Source organism: Methylobacterium sp. E-046 (genome assembly GCF_022829625.1).
In the GTDB taxonomy this organism is placed as follows: domain Bacteria; phylum Pseudomonadota; class Alphaproteobacteria; order Rhizobiales; family Beijerinckiaceae; genus Methylobacterium; species Methylobacterium longum.
This window is the reverse complement of the sequence record NZ_JAKSYP010000180.1, coordinates 22,775-37,547: the sequence shown is the minus strand read 5'-3', so window position 1 is coordinate 37,547 and position 14,773 is coordinate 22,775. Positions and strand designations below refer to the sequence as shown.

At 69.6% G+C, this 14,773-nt stretch carries 17 protein-coding genes, 1 other RNA gene and 1 pseudogene; 16 read left to right on the top strand and 3 right to left on the bottom strand.

Features of this window, described 5'->3' with window-relative positions; all coding sequences use genetic code 11:
• Positions 1-348 precede the first annotated feature (348 nt).
• Positions 349-570: a hypothetical protein gene (locus MKK82_RS18135; RefSeq protein ID WP_238285736.1), complete on the bottom strand. Its 222-nt coding sequence runs from the start codon at positions 568-570 to the stop codon at positions 349-351.
• 472 nt (positions 571-1,042) lie between these two features.
• Here MKK82_RS18135 and MKK82_RS18130 point away from each other — a divergent pair, with 472 nt between their 5' ends.
• The 7 genes from MKK82_RS18130 (at position 1,043) to MKK82_RS18100 (ending at position 4,913) form a co-directional block, all read left to right on the top strand.
• Positions 1,043-2,146 carry an SMP-30/gluconolactonase/LRE family protein gene (locus MKK82_RS18130; RefSeq protein ID WP_243986427.1) on the top strand — a complete coding sequence of 368 codons (1,104 nt, stop codon included), beginning with the start codon at positions 1,043-1,045 and terminating at the stop codon, positions 2,144-2,146.
• Between the two features lie 228 nt (positions 2,147-2,374).
• The gene (locus MKK82_RS18125; protein ID WP_238285738.1) at positions 2,375-2,629 is read left to right on the top strand and encodes a hypothetical protein; all 255 of its coding nucleotides are present in this window, start codon (positions 2,375-2,377) and stop codon (positions 2,627-2,629) included.
• A gap of 165 nt (positions 2,630-2,794) precedes the next feature.
• Positions 2,795-3,247: a cupredoxin domain-containing protein gene (locus tag MKK82_RS18120; protein ID WP_238285739.1), complete on the top strand. Its 453-nt coding sequence runs from the start codon at positions 2,795-2,797 to the stop codon at positions 3,245-3,247.
• A 22-nt stretch (positions 3,248-3,269) separates the two neighbouring features.
• Positions 3,270-3,686, top strand: a complete 417-nt coding sequence (locus MKK82_RS18115; RefSeq protein ID WP_238285740.1) for a thiol-disulfide oxidoreductase DCC family protein — start codon at positions 3,270-3,272, stop codon at positions 3,684-3,686.
• A gap of 5 nt (positions 3,687-3,691) precedes the next feature.
• Positions 3,692-3,907, top strand: coding sequence for a hypothetical protein (locus MKK82_RS18110; protein WP_238285741.1), 216 nt, complete (start codon positions 3,692-3,694; stop codon positions 3,905-3,907).
• A gap of 261 nt (positions 3,908-4,168) precedes the next feature.
• Positions 4,169-4,538: a transfer-messenger RNA gene (gene ssrA, locus MKK82_RS18105) on the top strand.
• Between the two features lie 81 nt (positions 4,539-4,619).
• Positions 4,620-4,913 (top strand): hypothetical protein, encoded by a 294-nt coding sequence (locus MKK82_RS18100; RefSeq protein ID WP_238285743.1) that lies wholly within the window; start codon positions 4,620-4,622, stop codon positions 4,911-4,913.
• Between the two features lie 115 nt (positions 4,914-5,028).
• On the opposite strand, the gene MKK82_RS18095 is transcribed toward MKK82_RS18100, so the two are convergent.
• Entirely contained in the window at positions 5,029-5,547 is a 519-nt protein-coding gene (locus MKK82_RS18095; protein ID WP_238285744.1) for a DUF2059 domain-containing protein, read from the bottom strand.
• A gap of 345 nt (positions 5,548-5,892) precedes the next feature.
• Here MKK82_RS18095 and MKK82_RS18090 point away from each other — a divergent pair, with 345 nt between their 5' ends.
• From MKK82_RS18090 to MKK82_RS18075, 4 genes are all read left to right on the top strand, one after another.
• A complete protein-coding gene (locus MKK82_RS18090) occupies positions 5,893-6,984 on the top strand; it encodes a pilus assembly protein TadG-related protein (RefSeq protein ID WP_238285746.1) in 1,092 nt (363 codons plus the stop codon).
• Between the two features lie 50 nt (positions 6,985-7,034).
• A complete protein-coding gene (locus tag MKK82_RS18085; protein ID WP_243986426.1) occupies positions 7,035-7,658 on the top strand; it encodes a TadE/TadG family type IV pilus assembly protein in 624 nt (207 codons plus the stop codon).
• A gap of 15 nt (positions 7,659-7,673) precedes the next feature.
• Positions 7,674-8,306, top strand: coding sequence for a TadE/TadG family type IV pilus assembly protein (locus MKK82_RS18080; protein ID WP_243986425.1), 633 nt, complete (start codon positions 7,674-7,676; stop codon positions 8,304-8,306).
• Positions 8,307-9,042: 736 nt separating this feature from the next.
• A complete protein-coding gene (locus MKK82_RS18075) occupies positions 9,043-9,225 on the top strand; it encodes a hypothetical protein (RefSeq protein WP_238285751.1) in 183 nt (60 codons plus the stop codon).
• A gap of 72 nt (positions 9,226-9,297) precedes the next feature.
• On the opposite strand, the gene MKK82_RS18070 is transcribed toward MKK82_RS18075, so the two are convergent.
• The gene (locus MKK82_RS18070) at positions 9,298-9,549 is read right to left on the bottom strand and encodes a hypothetical protein (protein WP_238285986.1); all 252 of its coding nucleotides are present in this window, start codon (positions 9,547-9,549) and stop codon (positions 9,298-9,300) included.
• 485 nt (positions 9,550-10,034) lie between these two features.
• Between MKK82_RS18070 and MKK82_RS18065 the strand changes: the two genes are divergently transcribed.
• From MKK82_RS18065 to MKK82_RS18045, 5 genes and pseudogenes are all read left to right on the top strand, one after another.
• Entirely contained in the window at positions 10,035-10,973 is a 939-nt protein-coding gene (locus MKK82_RS18065; RefSeq protein WP_243986424.1) for a pirin family protein, read from the top strand.
• Positions 10,974-11,099: 126 nt separating this feature from the next.
• On the top strand, positions 11,100-12,866 hold the full coding sequence (locus MKK82_RS18060; protein ID WP_238285753.1) for a monovalent cation:proton antiporter-2 (CPA2) family protein: 1,767 nt from the start codon (positions 11,100-11,102) through the stop codon (positions 12,864-12,866).
• 97 nt (positions 12,867-12,963) lie between these two features.
• Positions 12,964-13,203 (top strand): hypothetical protein, encoded by a 240-nt coding sequence (locus MKK82_RS18055; protein WP_238286004.1) that lies wholly within the window; start codon positions 12,964-12,966, stop codon positions 13,201-13,203.
• A pseudogene (locus MKK82_RS18050) lies at positions 13,176-13,902 on the top strand (lyase family protein); the annotation flags it as partial. The gene MKK82_RS18055 and the pseudogene MKK82_RS18050, both read left to right, overlap by 28 nt.
• A gap of 288 nt (positions 13,903-14,190) precedes the next feature.
• Positions 14,191-14,568 carry a hypothetical protein gene (locus MKK82_RS18045; RefSeq protein WP_238285754.1) on the top strand — a complete coding sequence of 126 codons (378 nt, stop codon included), beginning with the start codon at positions 14,191-14,193 and terminating at the stop codon, positions 14,566-14,568.
• The last annotated feature ends 205 nt before the right edge of the window (positions 14,569-14,773 follow it).

Genomic DNA, 14,773 nt, shown 5'->3' with positions numbered 1-14,773 from the left:
CCTGACGACCGCGGTCGACGCGCTGGGCGGGATCCGGACGGCCCGGATGCGGCATCCGTCGGCCTCGACCCCGCGTCGGTCCGCTCCGCGGCAGCCCGGTTCGTTCCCCCGCGTCCGGTGTCCGGCGTCACGGCCCGGGCACGTCCCCCAACTGCGCGGCGTCGCACGCGCCTGCCCGTCGCGGGGACGGCCGGGACACGGGCTGGCACCTGCGGTGTCCGGGCGGTACCCCTGCTGGCGAACCCGGCCGACCGAACGGGATCCGCGATCGCGCTGTTCCCCCGGCCGAATCCGATGCGTCCCGTGACCCCGTCCTCCATGATGGGGCATCCCTGTTCCGCCCGCGCTTCAACACCTGTTGAGGAGCGCGCGAGCGAGAAGATGCAGGACTGCCCCCGTGGTCAGGGTAACCGCCAGAACCGCGAGGACCTGAAGGGCGGTGATGCCGGGGCGCGGCCCGAAGCTGTAGGCGATCAGCGAGCCGCAGGACCCCGCCGTGACGACGCCGGACGCGATGGTGTTCAACCACGTCGCCGACAGGCGCCGCAACTCATTGCCCCCATCGCTCATGACAACCCTCCTCAGGACGCGAAGCAAGAAAATAGTCCTGTATCTCGAACGGTTTCGGATGGCGCGATGATGCGTTGCCGACGGGGCGCGAACGGAGTGGAGCTGCCCGACGATCGCATCGGAACAGATAGAGAACAAAGCCTTTAAGGTGTATCGGTTCAACCTCGATGCGGGATATTTTTCCCAGTGCGGTGGATGGGTGTGAATGGCGCACGAATAGGCCTGACGCGGTCGGGCGTTAGGGGGCCCGCGGCTGTTGCCGCCATGTGCCGCGCCGCAGGCGCTGGGCGACCCCGCGTCCGCGGACCCGTCGTCGCAGGCCGGGGTCGGCAAATCGCGGACGGCCTTCGCGCGGTTCATCCCGCGTCAGTCATCCCGCACCGGATCATCCCGCCGGACGCGCGGATCGGGAACACCGTCGGCGCTTCACGTCTTGCAGCGGAGCACCCCGCCTTCGCACGCGCGTGATCCCATGGCTCTTCTCTCCATCCTCGCTCTCTTGCTCGCCGGGTGCCTGGCGTCGCCCGGCCGCGCGGCCGACGCCCGGATCGGTCCCGACGCGCTCAAGCCGATGCTGCAATCGGACAGCTTGGTCTTCAACGGCTTCACGCGGTCGAAGGACGGCCGCCTGTTCTCGCCGTTCCAGCGACAGACGAAGGGCGAGGGCATCGAGTTGGGCGAGTGGCGCGACGGCAAGCCCGTCGCGTTTCCCGACGCGGCGTGGAACGCGTGGAAGCAGGGCGATGACCCGGCCAAGGCGTTCGTGGCGGTCAACGCCATCCGCATCGGCCCTGAGGGCGACCTCTGGGTGGTCGACAAGGGCGCGCCCGGAATGGGCGAGGCCCCGCTTCCCGGGGGGGCGAAGCTCGTGCAGATCGACCTCGCCACCAACGCGGTGCGCCGCGTCTACCCCCTGCAGGCGGCGACCACCGATCGAAGCTTCATCGACGATTTCCGCTTCAACGGCCGCAACGTCTACCTGACGGATGCCGGCCAGCCCGGATTGCTCGTGCTCGACCTCGACACCGGTGGCCTCAGGCGCGTGCTCGACGGCCATCGGTCGACGATCGCGCAGCGCCCGCTCACGGGCCAGGGCCGGGTGCTGCGGGACGACAAGGGCAAGCTGCTCTTCATCCACGCCGACCAGCTTGAGGTCTCTCCGGACGGGAAGACGTTCTACTACCAAGCCTGCACCGGACCGCTCTACAGCATCGAGACGCGCTTCCTGGACGACGCCGCGGTGAGCGATGCGGAGCGCGCCCGGCACGTGAGGCTGTTCGCCCCCACCGTGGCGACCGGTGGAACCGCCATCGACGCCGCGGGGACGATCTACGCGAGCGACACCGACGGGCTGCGCATCCTCAAGATCGCGCCGGACGGGACCACGAGCACCCTCATCGAGGATCCGCGCCTGGTCTGGGTCGACGCCATGTGGATCGACGAGCAGGGCGGCCTGTGGATCCCGGCGGCGCAGATGAACCGCACGCCGACGATGAACGGGGGCGAGACGTCGGCGGTGAAGTTCCCAACGACGATCTATCGGCTACAGATCGACGCCCAGCCGCTGCGCAACTGATCCAGGCTCCCGCGACCGTGCTCGGGTGTCCGCCATCGGTCGCGCGACAATCCGGCAATGGTGAAGCCAGGGCTCCGCCGTGTCAGAACCGATGAAGACCGGGCGGCGCACGGCGACGATTCGGTCCGTCCGGGCGCCCTCGGTGGACGTGCCCGGCGCGGGTGACGACCGGACACGGGGCGCGAGGTCGCCGCTCCCTGCGGCGACCGTTTCGGAGGCGAGGCCAAGATGGCGATGAAGACGGCGTTCGTTGTGCAACCCTTCGAGTTGCATCGGAAGCGGCTGCGGCCGGCCCGCCAGGAGCCGGCGCAGACCGAGAGCGGCGCCTTGAAGAAGGCCGAGAACCTCGCGAAGCGGATGCCGGGTGCGGCGGCGCTGAAGGTGGTGGCCGACGACGAGACCGGCGAACTCGAAGGCGTCACGATCCTCGGCCAGTGGGGCGAGATCCCGGACGACTTCGCCGAGACCCTGCAGGGCGGCTGACGTTCGGCCGTCCGGTGGTCCGGCGAAACGCGGGCGGGACCGGCGCGAGGCGGGCCTCCGCCGCGCCGCTGCGGCGTTGCGCCCCGGAACGACGCCCCGCGCCCGGCCATTCCTGACCATGCGGTCGGCCATCGGCGCCGACCCACCTCGTCGGGATTGTCTCATATGCTGAACGTCTTTCGTGGATCGGCGACGCTGCTCGCGCTGCTCGTCGCCGGGCCGGCCCTGGCACAGGGCAAGCCCCTGGCGCCGCCCGCGAGCGACGCGATGCCGCCCGTGGAGCTGACGATCAGCATGAAGGACGGCAAGCCGATCTGCGAGCCGGCCGAACTGCGCCTCCCCGCCGACACGAACGTGGCGCTGAACATCGTGAGCAGCGCCGACGCACCGGTGACGATCACCGCACCCGGTCAGTTCGAGAACGGCCTGGTGCTGCACGCGGACGGCGACCTCGTGCATGTCGCCAGCGAGAAAGGATACACCGTCAAGCAGAAGGGCAAGGGTACGCTGCGCCTGCGGACGATGAAGGCGGGTCAGGAGGAGTATGCCTGCACCAGCAACCGCAACGCCGATGCGCCGTTCAAGGGCAAGCTGGTCCTGAGCGCGCCCGCCCAGTGAGGCCTTGGACTCCGGTGCGGATATGAGTGACGGCCCGTCCGAGCAGCCTCTCAGCATCTACTACGACGGCGGCTGCCCGCTCTGCCGGGCCGAGATCGACCATTATCGCCAATGTGCGGGCGCCGAGCGGCTCCACTTCGTGGATGTCGGACGGGCCGCGCCCGCGCCGACGCTCGGGCCCGGCCTGGACCGCGAGGCTGCCCTGCGGCGCTTCCACGTGCGGGCCGCGGACGGGCGGCTGGTCTCCGGCGCGGCGGCGTTCGCCCGCCTCTGGCTGGCGTTGCCCGGCTGGCGCTGGCTCGGCCGCGTGGTCGGTCTGCGCGTGCTCGGCGTCCGACCCGTGCTGCCCTTCGCCGAACTGGCCTACCGGCTGTCCCTGCCCCTCCGGCCCTGGCTGGCCCGGCGTGTCGCGGGCCGGTGGGCCGCGCGGCGGCACTGAGGCCAATGGCGGTGCGCTGCGTCCACTACGTCGGCTTCCGGGACGACCGCTACTGGAACGCCTACCGGATCTTCGGCGGCCCGCGGGTGATCCATCGCCGCTGGGACTTCTACGCGACCCGCGACGTCGGCCCGGGCGATGTCGTGGTGTTCGCCCACGGCGACGAGACGCAGCCCCTGGCCGATCGTAACGCCACCGATGTCGACGAGCGCTGGCTGTAGCGGCACGTGCCTGCGCTGCTCGGCCCCGCCCCGATCTGCTCACGGGGCGGGGGAGCGTCCGATCTCACCAGCGGTGAGCCGAGCCGATACGCAACGCGGCTCGTGACCGGGATAGCCCGTCCGGATGAGCGAGCCGTTCACCGGCGGCGGGACCGGCGTTCAGAATCGGGACCGCCGCCCCGCGGACGGTGCCGCTGCGGCCCGGGCCGGAGGAAATGGCCCCCAGGCCTGTAGACCCAGGCGCCGTTTCTGGAGTAGGATGATCGCGAGGTTGATGACCGGTTCATAATAACGTTTCAGGACCCGGGGGCGGTACCCGGCGCCTCCACCAGAAGCATCCTGCCCCGATACCGCGTGGGGATGAGGGCGAGCGTCCGGCTCTGCGGACGGCGCGCTACCGGGGTGCTTCTGCTGGGGGCGAAACAGGTTCGACTGGACGGTAAAGGGATCGCGAGTTCTGTCCTGCCTCGGCAGGATAAGATGCGACTTTCGGTAAGGACTCGACCGGTTCGGCGCAGGCAACCCCTGTTCCGGGCACCTGACCAAAACTCTAAATGCCAACGACAACGTCGGCATGGAGATGCGCCTCGCGGCGTAATCTTCCGGGGCGTGGGCGCGCCTAGCAACAGAACCCGGGGCTTCGGCCTCGGGGCCCATCTCATTTATCCGCGCGGTATGATCAGGGTCGCGGCCGGGCAGGCTGGAGGACGGCTTGACGGAGCCTGAGCAGGGGAGCGCGGAGGCTGTCTACATCTCGGCCATGGTCGGCGAGATGATGCAGCGTGTCCTCGAAGATGCGCTGGCCGACCTCGCGCGGACCAGGGGCGCTTCCTACCTCGATCTGTTCGTCGAGCGCGAGCTTGCGCGCTGCGCCGACCTGTTCCGCGAGCGGGCGGAGGACCAGCCGGAGACCACCAGCATGCTGCGCGCGTGGTTCGCCGTGGAGGGGCGCGCCGCGCTGCGGGCGCTGGTCGAACGCGCGAGCACCGAAGCCGCACGCGACTGAGGCGACGCGCCAGCGGCGCGCACCGCCGCCAGTCCCCCGCGCCCACGTTCGAACCGGCCCGGCGGTGCAGGACCGTCGTGCGGCCCGCTGCGCCCGGATCCTGAACCCGGGCCGATCAGCGCGGCTTGGCCGGGCTGCCCGGACCCCATCCGTGATCCTGGACCGCCTTGACGAGCTTGCCCTGCATCTCGGGTGCGACCGACTGCATCCAGTGCTGCATGCCCGCGAGCTGGATCTGAGCCAGCTGCGGCTGGGCCGCCGCGAGGTGCTTGCCGGCCGGCGTCGCGTAGAACGCGGCGATCGCCTGCAGGTCGTCCGTGCCGAGCACCGTGGCGAAGCCGCGGGCCTGTATGTCGAGCAGTTCATCGTAATGCGCGGCCAGGGTCGGCATCACGACCTCCTGCACCAGCACCTGCGCCTTCTCGGCCTCCTTGATGCCGATCTGCTGCATCATGCCGACCATCGGCGCGGCCATCGAGCTGAGCGTGGCCGCGCGGTCCCCCTGCATCTGGGCCACCGTCTCGCGGGCGACCTTCAGAAGGGCGGGATCCGGCGCCGCGTTGGGAGCTGGTTGAGCCAGCACGGCTCCCGGCTGCACGAGGCAGAAGGCGAAGAGCAGAGTCGCGAGGCGCATGCGCAATCCAGTCGCATCGGGGATGCGGTCCGGCGCCGTCGCCGTCCGCTTGCGCGGCACCATACGGCGCGGGCGCGCGATGTCGACCGCCGGGATGCGATCCCGGGGTGGCGGCCGGCCGGTACGGGGTATTGGATCGCTGAGGCTTCTGTGGTGGTCTATTCAGTGTCTATTATTGTACGTAGCCGATCTTTATTAACCAAATATAACCTAATAAAGGCAGATCTCGTCTCGGAAAGCGAGCCTAAAACAACAATACAACCTGACCTTAATCTGATCGCGCCTACGTGATGTCGCGTGCCGTGCGCCAGCTCGTGGAGCGGCGGATGTGCCGGGAGGTCTCGAATGCGGGGACGCATGCCGCGCTGGCTCCATCCGTTCGCCGAGGGCGATGGTGGCAACGTCGTGATGATCTTCGGCCTCAGCCTGCCGCTGCTCCTGGGCGCGGGCGGGCTCGTCATCGATTACGGCAATGCCGTGCGCGTCCGTGCGGTCGAGTCCAGCGTCGCCGACGCGACCGCACTGCTCGTCGCCAACGCCGACACGGTGGCGGCGGCCACCGAGGGCCTGCGCCTCGCGGGGGCGCAGCTCACCGCCCGCCTGGGTTCGGCCAATTCCACCACCGGGTTCCAGGTCAACGGCACCTGGATCGATGGCGCGAACTACCGGGTGACGATCTCGACGACGCTCAAGACGAACCTGCTGCATCTTCTGCCCGGGATGCCCCGGCAGATCACCGTCGGCACCGCGACGACCGTCAACCGGGTCGCGCCGGTCTTCCAGACGAACCCGCCGACCTTCAGTCAGCTGTCCCCCGAGGCCGCGGACTACAACCGCATCTACATGTACTGCTACTCATCGGATCCGAAACGGCAGGCGGAGGCCGACAAGGGGCGGCGCGGCGTGGTGGCGATCGCCGACAACGGATCGCCGCCCACCGACTACACGAAGGCCGCTCTGCCGACCTGCGGCGCCAACGAGGCTCCGAGCTACATGCTGCACAACGTGCGCAATGCCCGCAGCAATCGATCGCTCTGGGATGATCCGAAACAGGAGACCTACGAGTACTACACCGACACGAAGATCGATACCGGCTTGCGCGTGCAGTCTATGAACATGAAAGGGTACCGCATCAATACGAACGGTAGCCTGACCACCATGGACATGGCCTCCAACCCGATCCTGGAGACCATCGTTTGCGACACGCTCAGCAAGTGCAAGAGCAAGTCCGATGGCGGGATCCTGCCCAACAGCCACACGACGCATGATCCCGCCACGGCGACCGCGAGCTGCAGCGACGGCAAGTACATGTACTATGGCTGGGAGGACCGGCCGCCCAGTGCGGGCAGTGACAGGGATTACGACGATATCCGCGTCGTCGTCTCATGTCCGACCCTGGTGAAGGTGTCCGACAAGAAGCTCCGGATCGTCGAGTAGAGCCCCCGCGGCCCCCGTCCCGGAAACAATTTCACCGTCGAGTGTCGCGGATGACGCCCCGTCGCAGAGATTCGGACCATCGGGCGGCCGCGAGGGCGCGTTCGGCGCTCGCCTGCCTCGCCCGGAAGCAGGACGGTGCGGCGGCGGTTGAGTTCGCGCTGGTCGCGACGCCGTTCCTCAGCCTGCTCGCCGTGATCCTGCAAACCGCCATGATGGTCTGGACCGCGCGCAACCTCGACGACGCGCTCCAGCGCGCCGGCCGGACGATCTACACGGGCCAATTTCAGAAGGCGAATACCGGCCAGACGGATGCCGGCACGTTGCTGGCCGCCATGAAGACCTCCATGTGCGGCGCGAACGCCGCCCAGGCCGCGACCGCGTTCGACTGCAGCACGCTCAAGCTCAACGTCGCCCTGAGCGGCTCCTTCGCGGGCGGCAGCATGCCGACGCCCCTGGACTCGAAGACCGGTGACTGGGCCAAGGGGTTCGGGACGAGCTACGCGTGCGCGCAGCCGGGTGCGATCGTGGTCTTCACCGCGGCGGTGAAGTACCGCGTCGCGTTCAGCTTCCTCTATGCCGGCTTGCCCGGCTTCAGCGACGGGGCGCGTCTGCTCCAGTCCACGGCGGTGTTCCGGACGGAGCCGTACGACACCGCATCCGGGCAGGGCTGCTGATCCATGACGCGGCCGATGCACCGCGGGCTCTGTCGCCCCCGCAGGCCGTCCTCCCTCCGCGATGACGTCCGGGGCGCCTCCGCGATCGAGTTCGCGCTGGTTCTGCCGGTGATGCTGGCGCTGCTCTTCGGCGTGACCGAGTTCGGGCGGGCCATCGACCATTACCGCAAGGTCACGCTGCTGGCGCGCGCGGTGGCGGACCTCACGTCCCAGGGCGACGCGCAGACTCCGATGGCGGCGGCGACGATGACCGACATCGTCGCCTCGGCCAAGCTCGTCCTCGCACCCTATCCCAGCACCGCGGCCAAGATCGTGGTCAGCGCGCTCGGTGTGGCCGCCGACGGGGCCGGACAGCAGCCCCAGGTCTGTTCGAGCTACGCCACGGCCACCGGCACCGCGCGATCGGTCGGGGCGGCAACCGACCTGAAGGTGCCGGAGGGCTTCCAACTCGCCGGGATGCGCTACGTCCTGGCCGAAGTGAGCGTGCCGTACCCGGCCCTGTTCGGGAGCGGCGTGATGCGGCTGGTGGGCGGGGCCAACAACCAGTTCACGTTCAAGGCCGCCGTGCCTTGGCCGGTGCGGGGCGGCCAGACGGCCAAATCGACCTACAACGAGGTGGTCCTCCCGAATGGCAAGGCCTGTGGCTGATGCCCGCGCCGGCCCGGGGGGCGCGCCCTGCCGGCCCGGGACGACGGTGGATCGCCTCCTGAATCGCCTTCTGCGGCCGGCACAGACCGCGCTCCCGGTGTACCGGGATGCCGCGCGGCGCCGAGGGCACCCGTGCCGGGTCAACCGCACGCCCGATCGGGAACCCTTTCGCCCGGTCAGCCGTCTCTTTCGGGGCGACACCGATGCCGTGCCGGGTGCTCGTCAGGCGCGAGCCGGATGCTCAGAACCGTATCCGGATGTGCGAATTGTCGCATTCATCGTGGGGTCATGCGGTTACGCCTATCCTCAGGTTTGATTTCGCCCGAAACAAACCGAGCGGCGCAACCTCTTCGCTTCTGTTTTGCCATGCTTGCAAAAGATCCCTCCGATCCGAGCGCTCTTCTTTCGTTCCTTCGCGCGGTCGGCCGGAGGTACAAAGCATTGCCTCCGTCCTCTGCGCTTTCTGCGCGCATCGGTGTCGTATTGCTCGGATCGACACTGCTGACGGTCGTTTCATATCTCGCGGCTACACTTGTTTTGAGCTGAAGGCGCGCCGCGAAAATTTATTGCTGCAGCGCAGCATTCAAGGGCGTGCGCGGATCGCGCCTTTCCGGCCCCATCTGAACTGCGTAGGTAGGTGCAGGGGAAGCAGTCTGGGGCCGGCAGCGCGGGTATGATTTTTATTGTCGTCGCGACCATTGGCATGGTCTGCGCGCGCTGGCTCGGATGGTTCAGCGTGATTGTCGTCTCCGTGATTCTCGCCGTCGCGGTCGGGCTCGAAGGCGCCGTCGAGACGCGACCCCTCTTCAAAGTCCTGAAGCGCGGCCTCGAGATCAACGCCACGTTTCAGGGCGCCTACCTCGCGCAGGCCTTCTGCCTCGTATGGGGTCCCTCACTGCTCAAGCGGCCCGACAAGTAGGCGTGCGCCGAGCGCGTCTCCGGAACTGTGCCTGAGGGTATCGGCGACCGCCGGCCTTTCGGACGCCCCGTCTCAGGAGCACCGCGCCGGCCGTTGCCGTTCGTGCCGCCACAGGGCGACCGCGACCCGGCGCGCCTCATAGGTCCGCCGGAGCGGCGTGCCGAGATCGCCCTGGCCCTCCGGGGCGAAGGCGTAGATCAGCACCCCGTCCGGCCCGTAGGTCCGGCGCATCTCGGCACGCCAGAGGCTATCCGCCGCTGTCAGAGCCGACTCCGTCAGGGCGAGGCGTTCGGGGTCGGAAGCGGAGGAGGGCTGGGCGTGCATCTCAATCAACGCGCCGATCCGAGAGTGGGTCCGGAGCACACCGCTGGGATCCATGTTCCGGCGCGCAGGCGACACCGCCGCGCGTCGGCAGGACGGGTTCGGCGTGCTGCGTTCGCGACGGCTCGCGGGCCGGCCCCCCGCGCCCCGCCTGTGCGATCAGGGTCGCGGACGACGCAGGAAGGGCATCCCGGAGGATCGGGATGTGGAGGCTGCAGGACCGCAGTCCCTCGAGAACGGGCCGTCGCCGGACGCAGACTGACGGCCCGGCACGCGTTGGAAGATCCCGGAGGCGCTCCTTCGGGGGCGGGCCGAAACGCGTCCGAAGACGGCCGGATGCCGGCATGATACGCAAAAATGGAAACCTTGCGTTTCGATGGTTTCCATTCCCGCGACACATGGAATCGCGCAAGGTGCTTCCATCGACGCGCCGTCGGGGCGCATCCTGTCTCACCGGGCCGGGATCGGTCGAACGAGGAGCGAGAGCGATGAGCTGGCACAGTGCGGACGATCCGGTCCCGGGCGACCATTTCAGCTGCGACGCGATCCAGACCCTGATCGTGCCGCGATCGCGCGACCTCGGCTCCTTCGCGGTGCGCCGCGCGCTCCCCTCGACCGAGTGCCGGATGGTCGGGCCGTTCATCTTCTTCGACCAGATGGGACCCTCGGAGTTCCTGCTCGGTACCGGGATGGACGTGCGGCCCCACCCGCATATCGGGCTGTCCACCGTCACCTACCTGTTCGACGGCGAGATCATGCACCGCGACAGCCTCGGGACCGAACTGCCGATCCGGCCGGGCGAGCTGAACTGGATGACGGCCGGCCGCGGCATCACGCATTCCGAGCGCACCGCGCCGGACCTCCGGCAGACCGGCTCGAAGCTGTTCGGCATCCAGAGCTGGGTCGCCCTGAGCGCCCGGGACGAGGAGACGGCGCCAGCCTTCGAGCACTACGATGCCGCGGCGCTGCCGGTCCTGACCGGCGAAGGCAAGACCGTCCGACTGATCGCGGGCGAGGCCTTCGGGGCGCGCTCGCCCGTGCGCGCCTCCAGCCCGATGGTCTATGCCGACGTGGCCCTTGAGGCGGGCGCCGTGCTGCCGCTGGATCCCACCTACGACGAGCGCGCGATCTACACGGTCGCGGGGGTGATCGAGATCGCCGGCGACGGCTTCGGCCCTGGCCAGCTGCTGGTGTTCCGGCCCGGCGACCGCATCAGCGTCCGCGCGACTGAGGCGGCCCGCTTCATGGTGCTCGGCGGCGAGCCGATGGACGGGCCACGCCACCTCTGGTGGAACTTCGTCTCCTCGCGACCCGAGCGGATCGCGCAGGCCAAGGAGGATTGGCGCCAGGGCCGGTTCGACACGGTGCCGAACGACGCCGAGTTCATCCCGCTGCCCGAGGATCCCCAGCCGGTCCGCTATCCCTGAAGGCCCCGAGGGGTCGGGTCCGGATTTCGCTTCCGGTCCCGTGGGCCGGCTCCGTGGGCACACGGCTGATCTCGTCCCGCCGCCTGCCCGGCGGCGGCGTCGCCCGTCCAGAGAACGGAACACACCATGGCTGTCGACGCATCCGGCCCGGGAAGCGATCTCGTCCAAGTCGTCTCCCTTCTGGCGGCGGGCGTCGTCGCCGTTCCGCTCTTCAAGCGGGTCGGGCTCGGCTCGGTCCTCGGCTACCTCGTGGCGGGGCTTGCCATCGGCCCCTTCGGGCTCGGCCTGTTCACGGATGCCCACGCCATCCTCCATGTGGCCGAACTCGGCGTCGTGATGTTCCTCTTCATCATCGGACTGGAGATGGAGCCCTCCCGGCTCTGGGGCATGCGCCGCGCGATCTTCGGGCTCGGTCTCGCCCAGGTCGGCGCCTGCATCGCCGCCCTCACGCTGGTCGGGATCGCCCTGGGCTTTTCGGTCACCGTGGCCTTCGTGGCCGGCACCGGCTTCGTGCTGACGTCGACCGCGATCGTCATGCAGCTTCTGGAAGAGCGCGGCGCCCTCGCCACCCCGAAGGGGCAGCGGATCGTCGCGATCCTGCTCCTGGAAGATCTCGCCATCGTCCCCCTCCTCGCCGTCGTTGCGCTGCTGGCGCCGGGCGGGGCCGAGGCGAGCGGGACGGGGCGCGCCGTCGCGGTCGTGATCGCCCTGGCCTCGGTCGCCGCGCTGGTGGCCGCAGGGCGCTGGCTGCTCAACCCCCTGTTCCGCCTGCTCGCCGCCGCGAAGGCCCGGGAGGTGATGACCGCGGCGGCGCTCCTCGTCGTGCTCGGCTCGGCGCTCGCCATGCAGCTCGGCGGCCTCTCCATGGCGATGGGCGCCTTCCTGGCCGGCGTCCTCCTGTCCGAATCCAGCTTCCGCCACCAGCTGGAGGCCGATGTCGAGCCGTTCCGCGGCATCCTGCTCGGTCTGTTCTTCCTGGGCGTCGGCATGTCCCTCGACCTGACCGTGATCGCCGCGAACGCGGGCCTGATCCTGGCAGGCGTCGTCGCCTACATGGCAGTGAAGGCCCTGCTCATCTACGGCGTGGCGCGGGCCCTGCGCGCGTCGCACGCCGAGTCGCTGGAGCGCGCGGCCCTGATGGCGCAGGGCGGTGAGTTTGCCTTCGTCCTCTATGCGGCGGCGGCGGGTGCGGGCATCATCGATGGCACCACCAACGCGGTCCTGACCGCCACCGTCATCCTGTCGATGGCGCTCACGCCGCTGATGGTCATTGCCTTCGACCGGCTCGGGCCCAAGGCTGCGCTGTCGACCGCCGGCCTCGAGGCCCCGGAGGATCTCGTCGGCAGCGCCCTGATCGTCGGGTTCGGCCGCTTCGGGCAAATCGCCAGCCAGCCGCTGATCGCGCAGGGATGCGCCGTCGCGATCATCGACACGAACGCCCAGAACATCCGCATCGCCGAGGGATTCGGCTTCAAGGTCTATTACGGCGACGGCACGCGGCTCGACATCCTGCGTGCGGCCGGTGCCGAGACGGCCCGGGCGATCCTGATCTGCGTCGACGACCCCGCGATGGCCAGGCGCATCGCCGAGATCGCGAAGGTTGAGTTTCCCCTGGTACCCGTCCTCGCCCGTGCCCGCGACCGGGAACACGCGGTCGCGCTGATCCAGGCGGGCGTGGCCTACCAGATCCGCGAGACGGCCGAGTCGGCGCTGGCCCTGGGCGAGCGGGCGCTCCTGACGGTCGGGGCCGATCCGGAAATCGCCGGCACGATCATGGACGCGGTTCGCCGCCGCGACGCAGAGCGGCTCGACCTCGAGGTTGTCGGCGGCATCTACGCCGGCCGCGATCTCATCCATGGCAACAGCGCCGTTTCGGCGCATCGGGCCGGTTAGCGCGACCTTCTGGATGTGCAGCCCGGCCTACGTGACAATGGTCGGGCCAGCCGGTCCCGGCGACGACAGGCCGAGCGTTCCGTGAGGGAGCGATCTCATGGCCACGAAGCGTCCCAGCACGACCCAGGACACGGGGACGACCCAGGACACGGGGACGACGGCCGCGGAGGCGTCGGTCCGGACGGGCTCGCCCACCGCGCTCGCGGTCGCCACCGTGCGGACCGTGGAGCTGGAGACCGCCAGGACCGTTCCGAGCACGACCTGCTCGGTGACGGCGATGTTCCGGCCGACGCGCTCTGGGGCATCGGTGAGATCGTCGGGCTGTTTCGCGAGCTGAACCTCGGGGCCACGGCGATCGGAACCGGCATCAACGCAGACCCGCGTTACGCGGCGCTGGCCGTCGAAGAGCTCGGCCGCGTCTGCGGCCAGCCCATGGTGCTCGCCTCGAACCTGATCGAGGCAACCTCGGACCTCGGCGCGTTCGTGCTGTTCTCCGCCACCCTCGAGCGCGTCGCGGTCAAGCTCTCGAAGATCTGCAACGATCTGCGGCTGCTATCCTCGGGACCGCGCACCGGCTTCGGGGAGATCCGGCTTCCCGCCGTGCAGCCCGGGTCCTCGATCATGCCGGGCAAGGTCAACCCGGTCATCCCGGAGGTTGTGAACCAAGTCGCCTACAGGGTGATCGGGCAGGACCTCACCGTGACGCTGTGCGCCGAGGGGGGGCAACTCCAGCTCAACGCCTTCGAGCCCACGATCGGCTACTGCGTGCACTCCTCCCTGCGGATGCTCACGGCGGCTGTGGGAACGCTGCCGCGCCCTCGTTCAGGGCTCGATCGGCCTGGTGACGGCGCTCGCTCCGACCCTGGGCTACGAGGCGAGTTCGCGGGTCGCGCAGCGCGCGCTGAAGGAGAACCGGTCGGTGGCCGGCCTCGTGCTGGAGGAGGGGCTGCTCACCGAGGCGGAACTCAACAGGCTGCTGGAGCTGGAAGCGATGATCCAGCCGACCCGACGGCGACGGGCCGCCACGACCGTCTGATGGGGCGGCCGGCGCCGCCAGGTCCGCTTCCGGCCCCGAACCAGACCTGGCGACCGGAGCCGGACGTCCGCGGACCTCGAACGGGGTGGCGGGCGGGCCGCCATCGACCGGCCTCGGCCGTTGCGCGGTGCCCGCCTGCCGGTCGTCGAGCCGCGATGCGGCGGGCGCCGACGTCGCTGCTCCGCCTGCCCATGACCCGTTCGGCGCAGATCGAGGCAGATCGGCCGGGCTCCGAAACGGTTACACCACGCGTTGGTGTTTCGGACGGCGGACGGTAAGGCTCACGCCATGTTCGATGACGCGGCCGCTCGGCGCTATCTCGCGGGTCTCGCCCCCGTGGCTGCGGGATCCGTGCGCTGGCTCATCTACGACCATGATCGGCAATGGGTCTCGGTCGTGGACGGCAAGCTTGCCTCCTTGCGGCAGGATTGCGCGCATGTCCTGAGCGCCCCGCGGCAGGCGGATGCGAACGCGTCCTACATGGATGCGATCCGCGAGTTCCTGGCGGACGGGGCCGAGTGCACCCCGCAGGTCGTCGCCCTGTCGTGTGCCGTGTTGATGCAGAGGATCGGTGATCTCGACGAGGTTTTCGCTCAGATCCGGTCCGGCGTCATGGCAACCCTCGTCTACCCCGAGGACGTCGTGGTCAGGCCCGTCGCCGCGTAGCGCGCAGCGGCAAGGGCTTTGACGATCGGCCCTTCGCGGCCCTTCGCGGCCCCCGTGGGACGCAGGGGGCACGGCGCGACGGTGGCTTCGCCGGCGTCCGGTTCCGGCCCCGAGCCGAGCGTCCCGGAAGGCCGGCATGGCCCCGCCTCCGGCGAGCCCCGAAGACCCGCCGCGCGGCCGGCCGGGGCCGGAAGGAGCGCGTCCG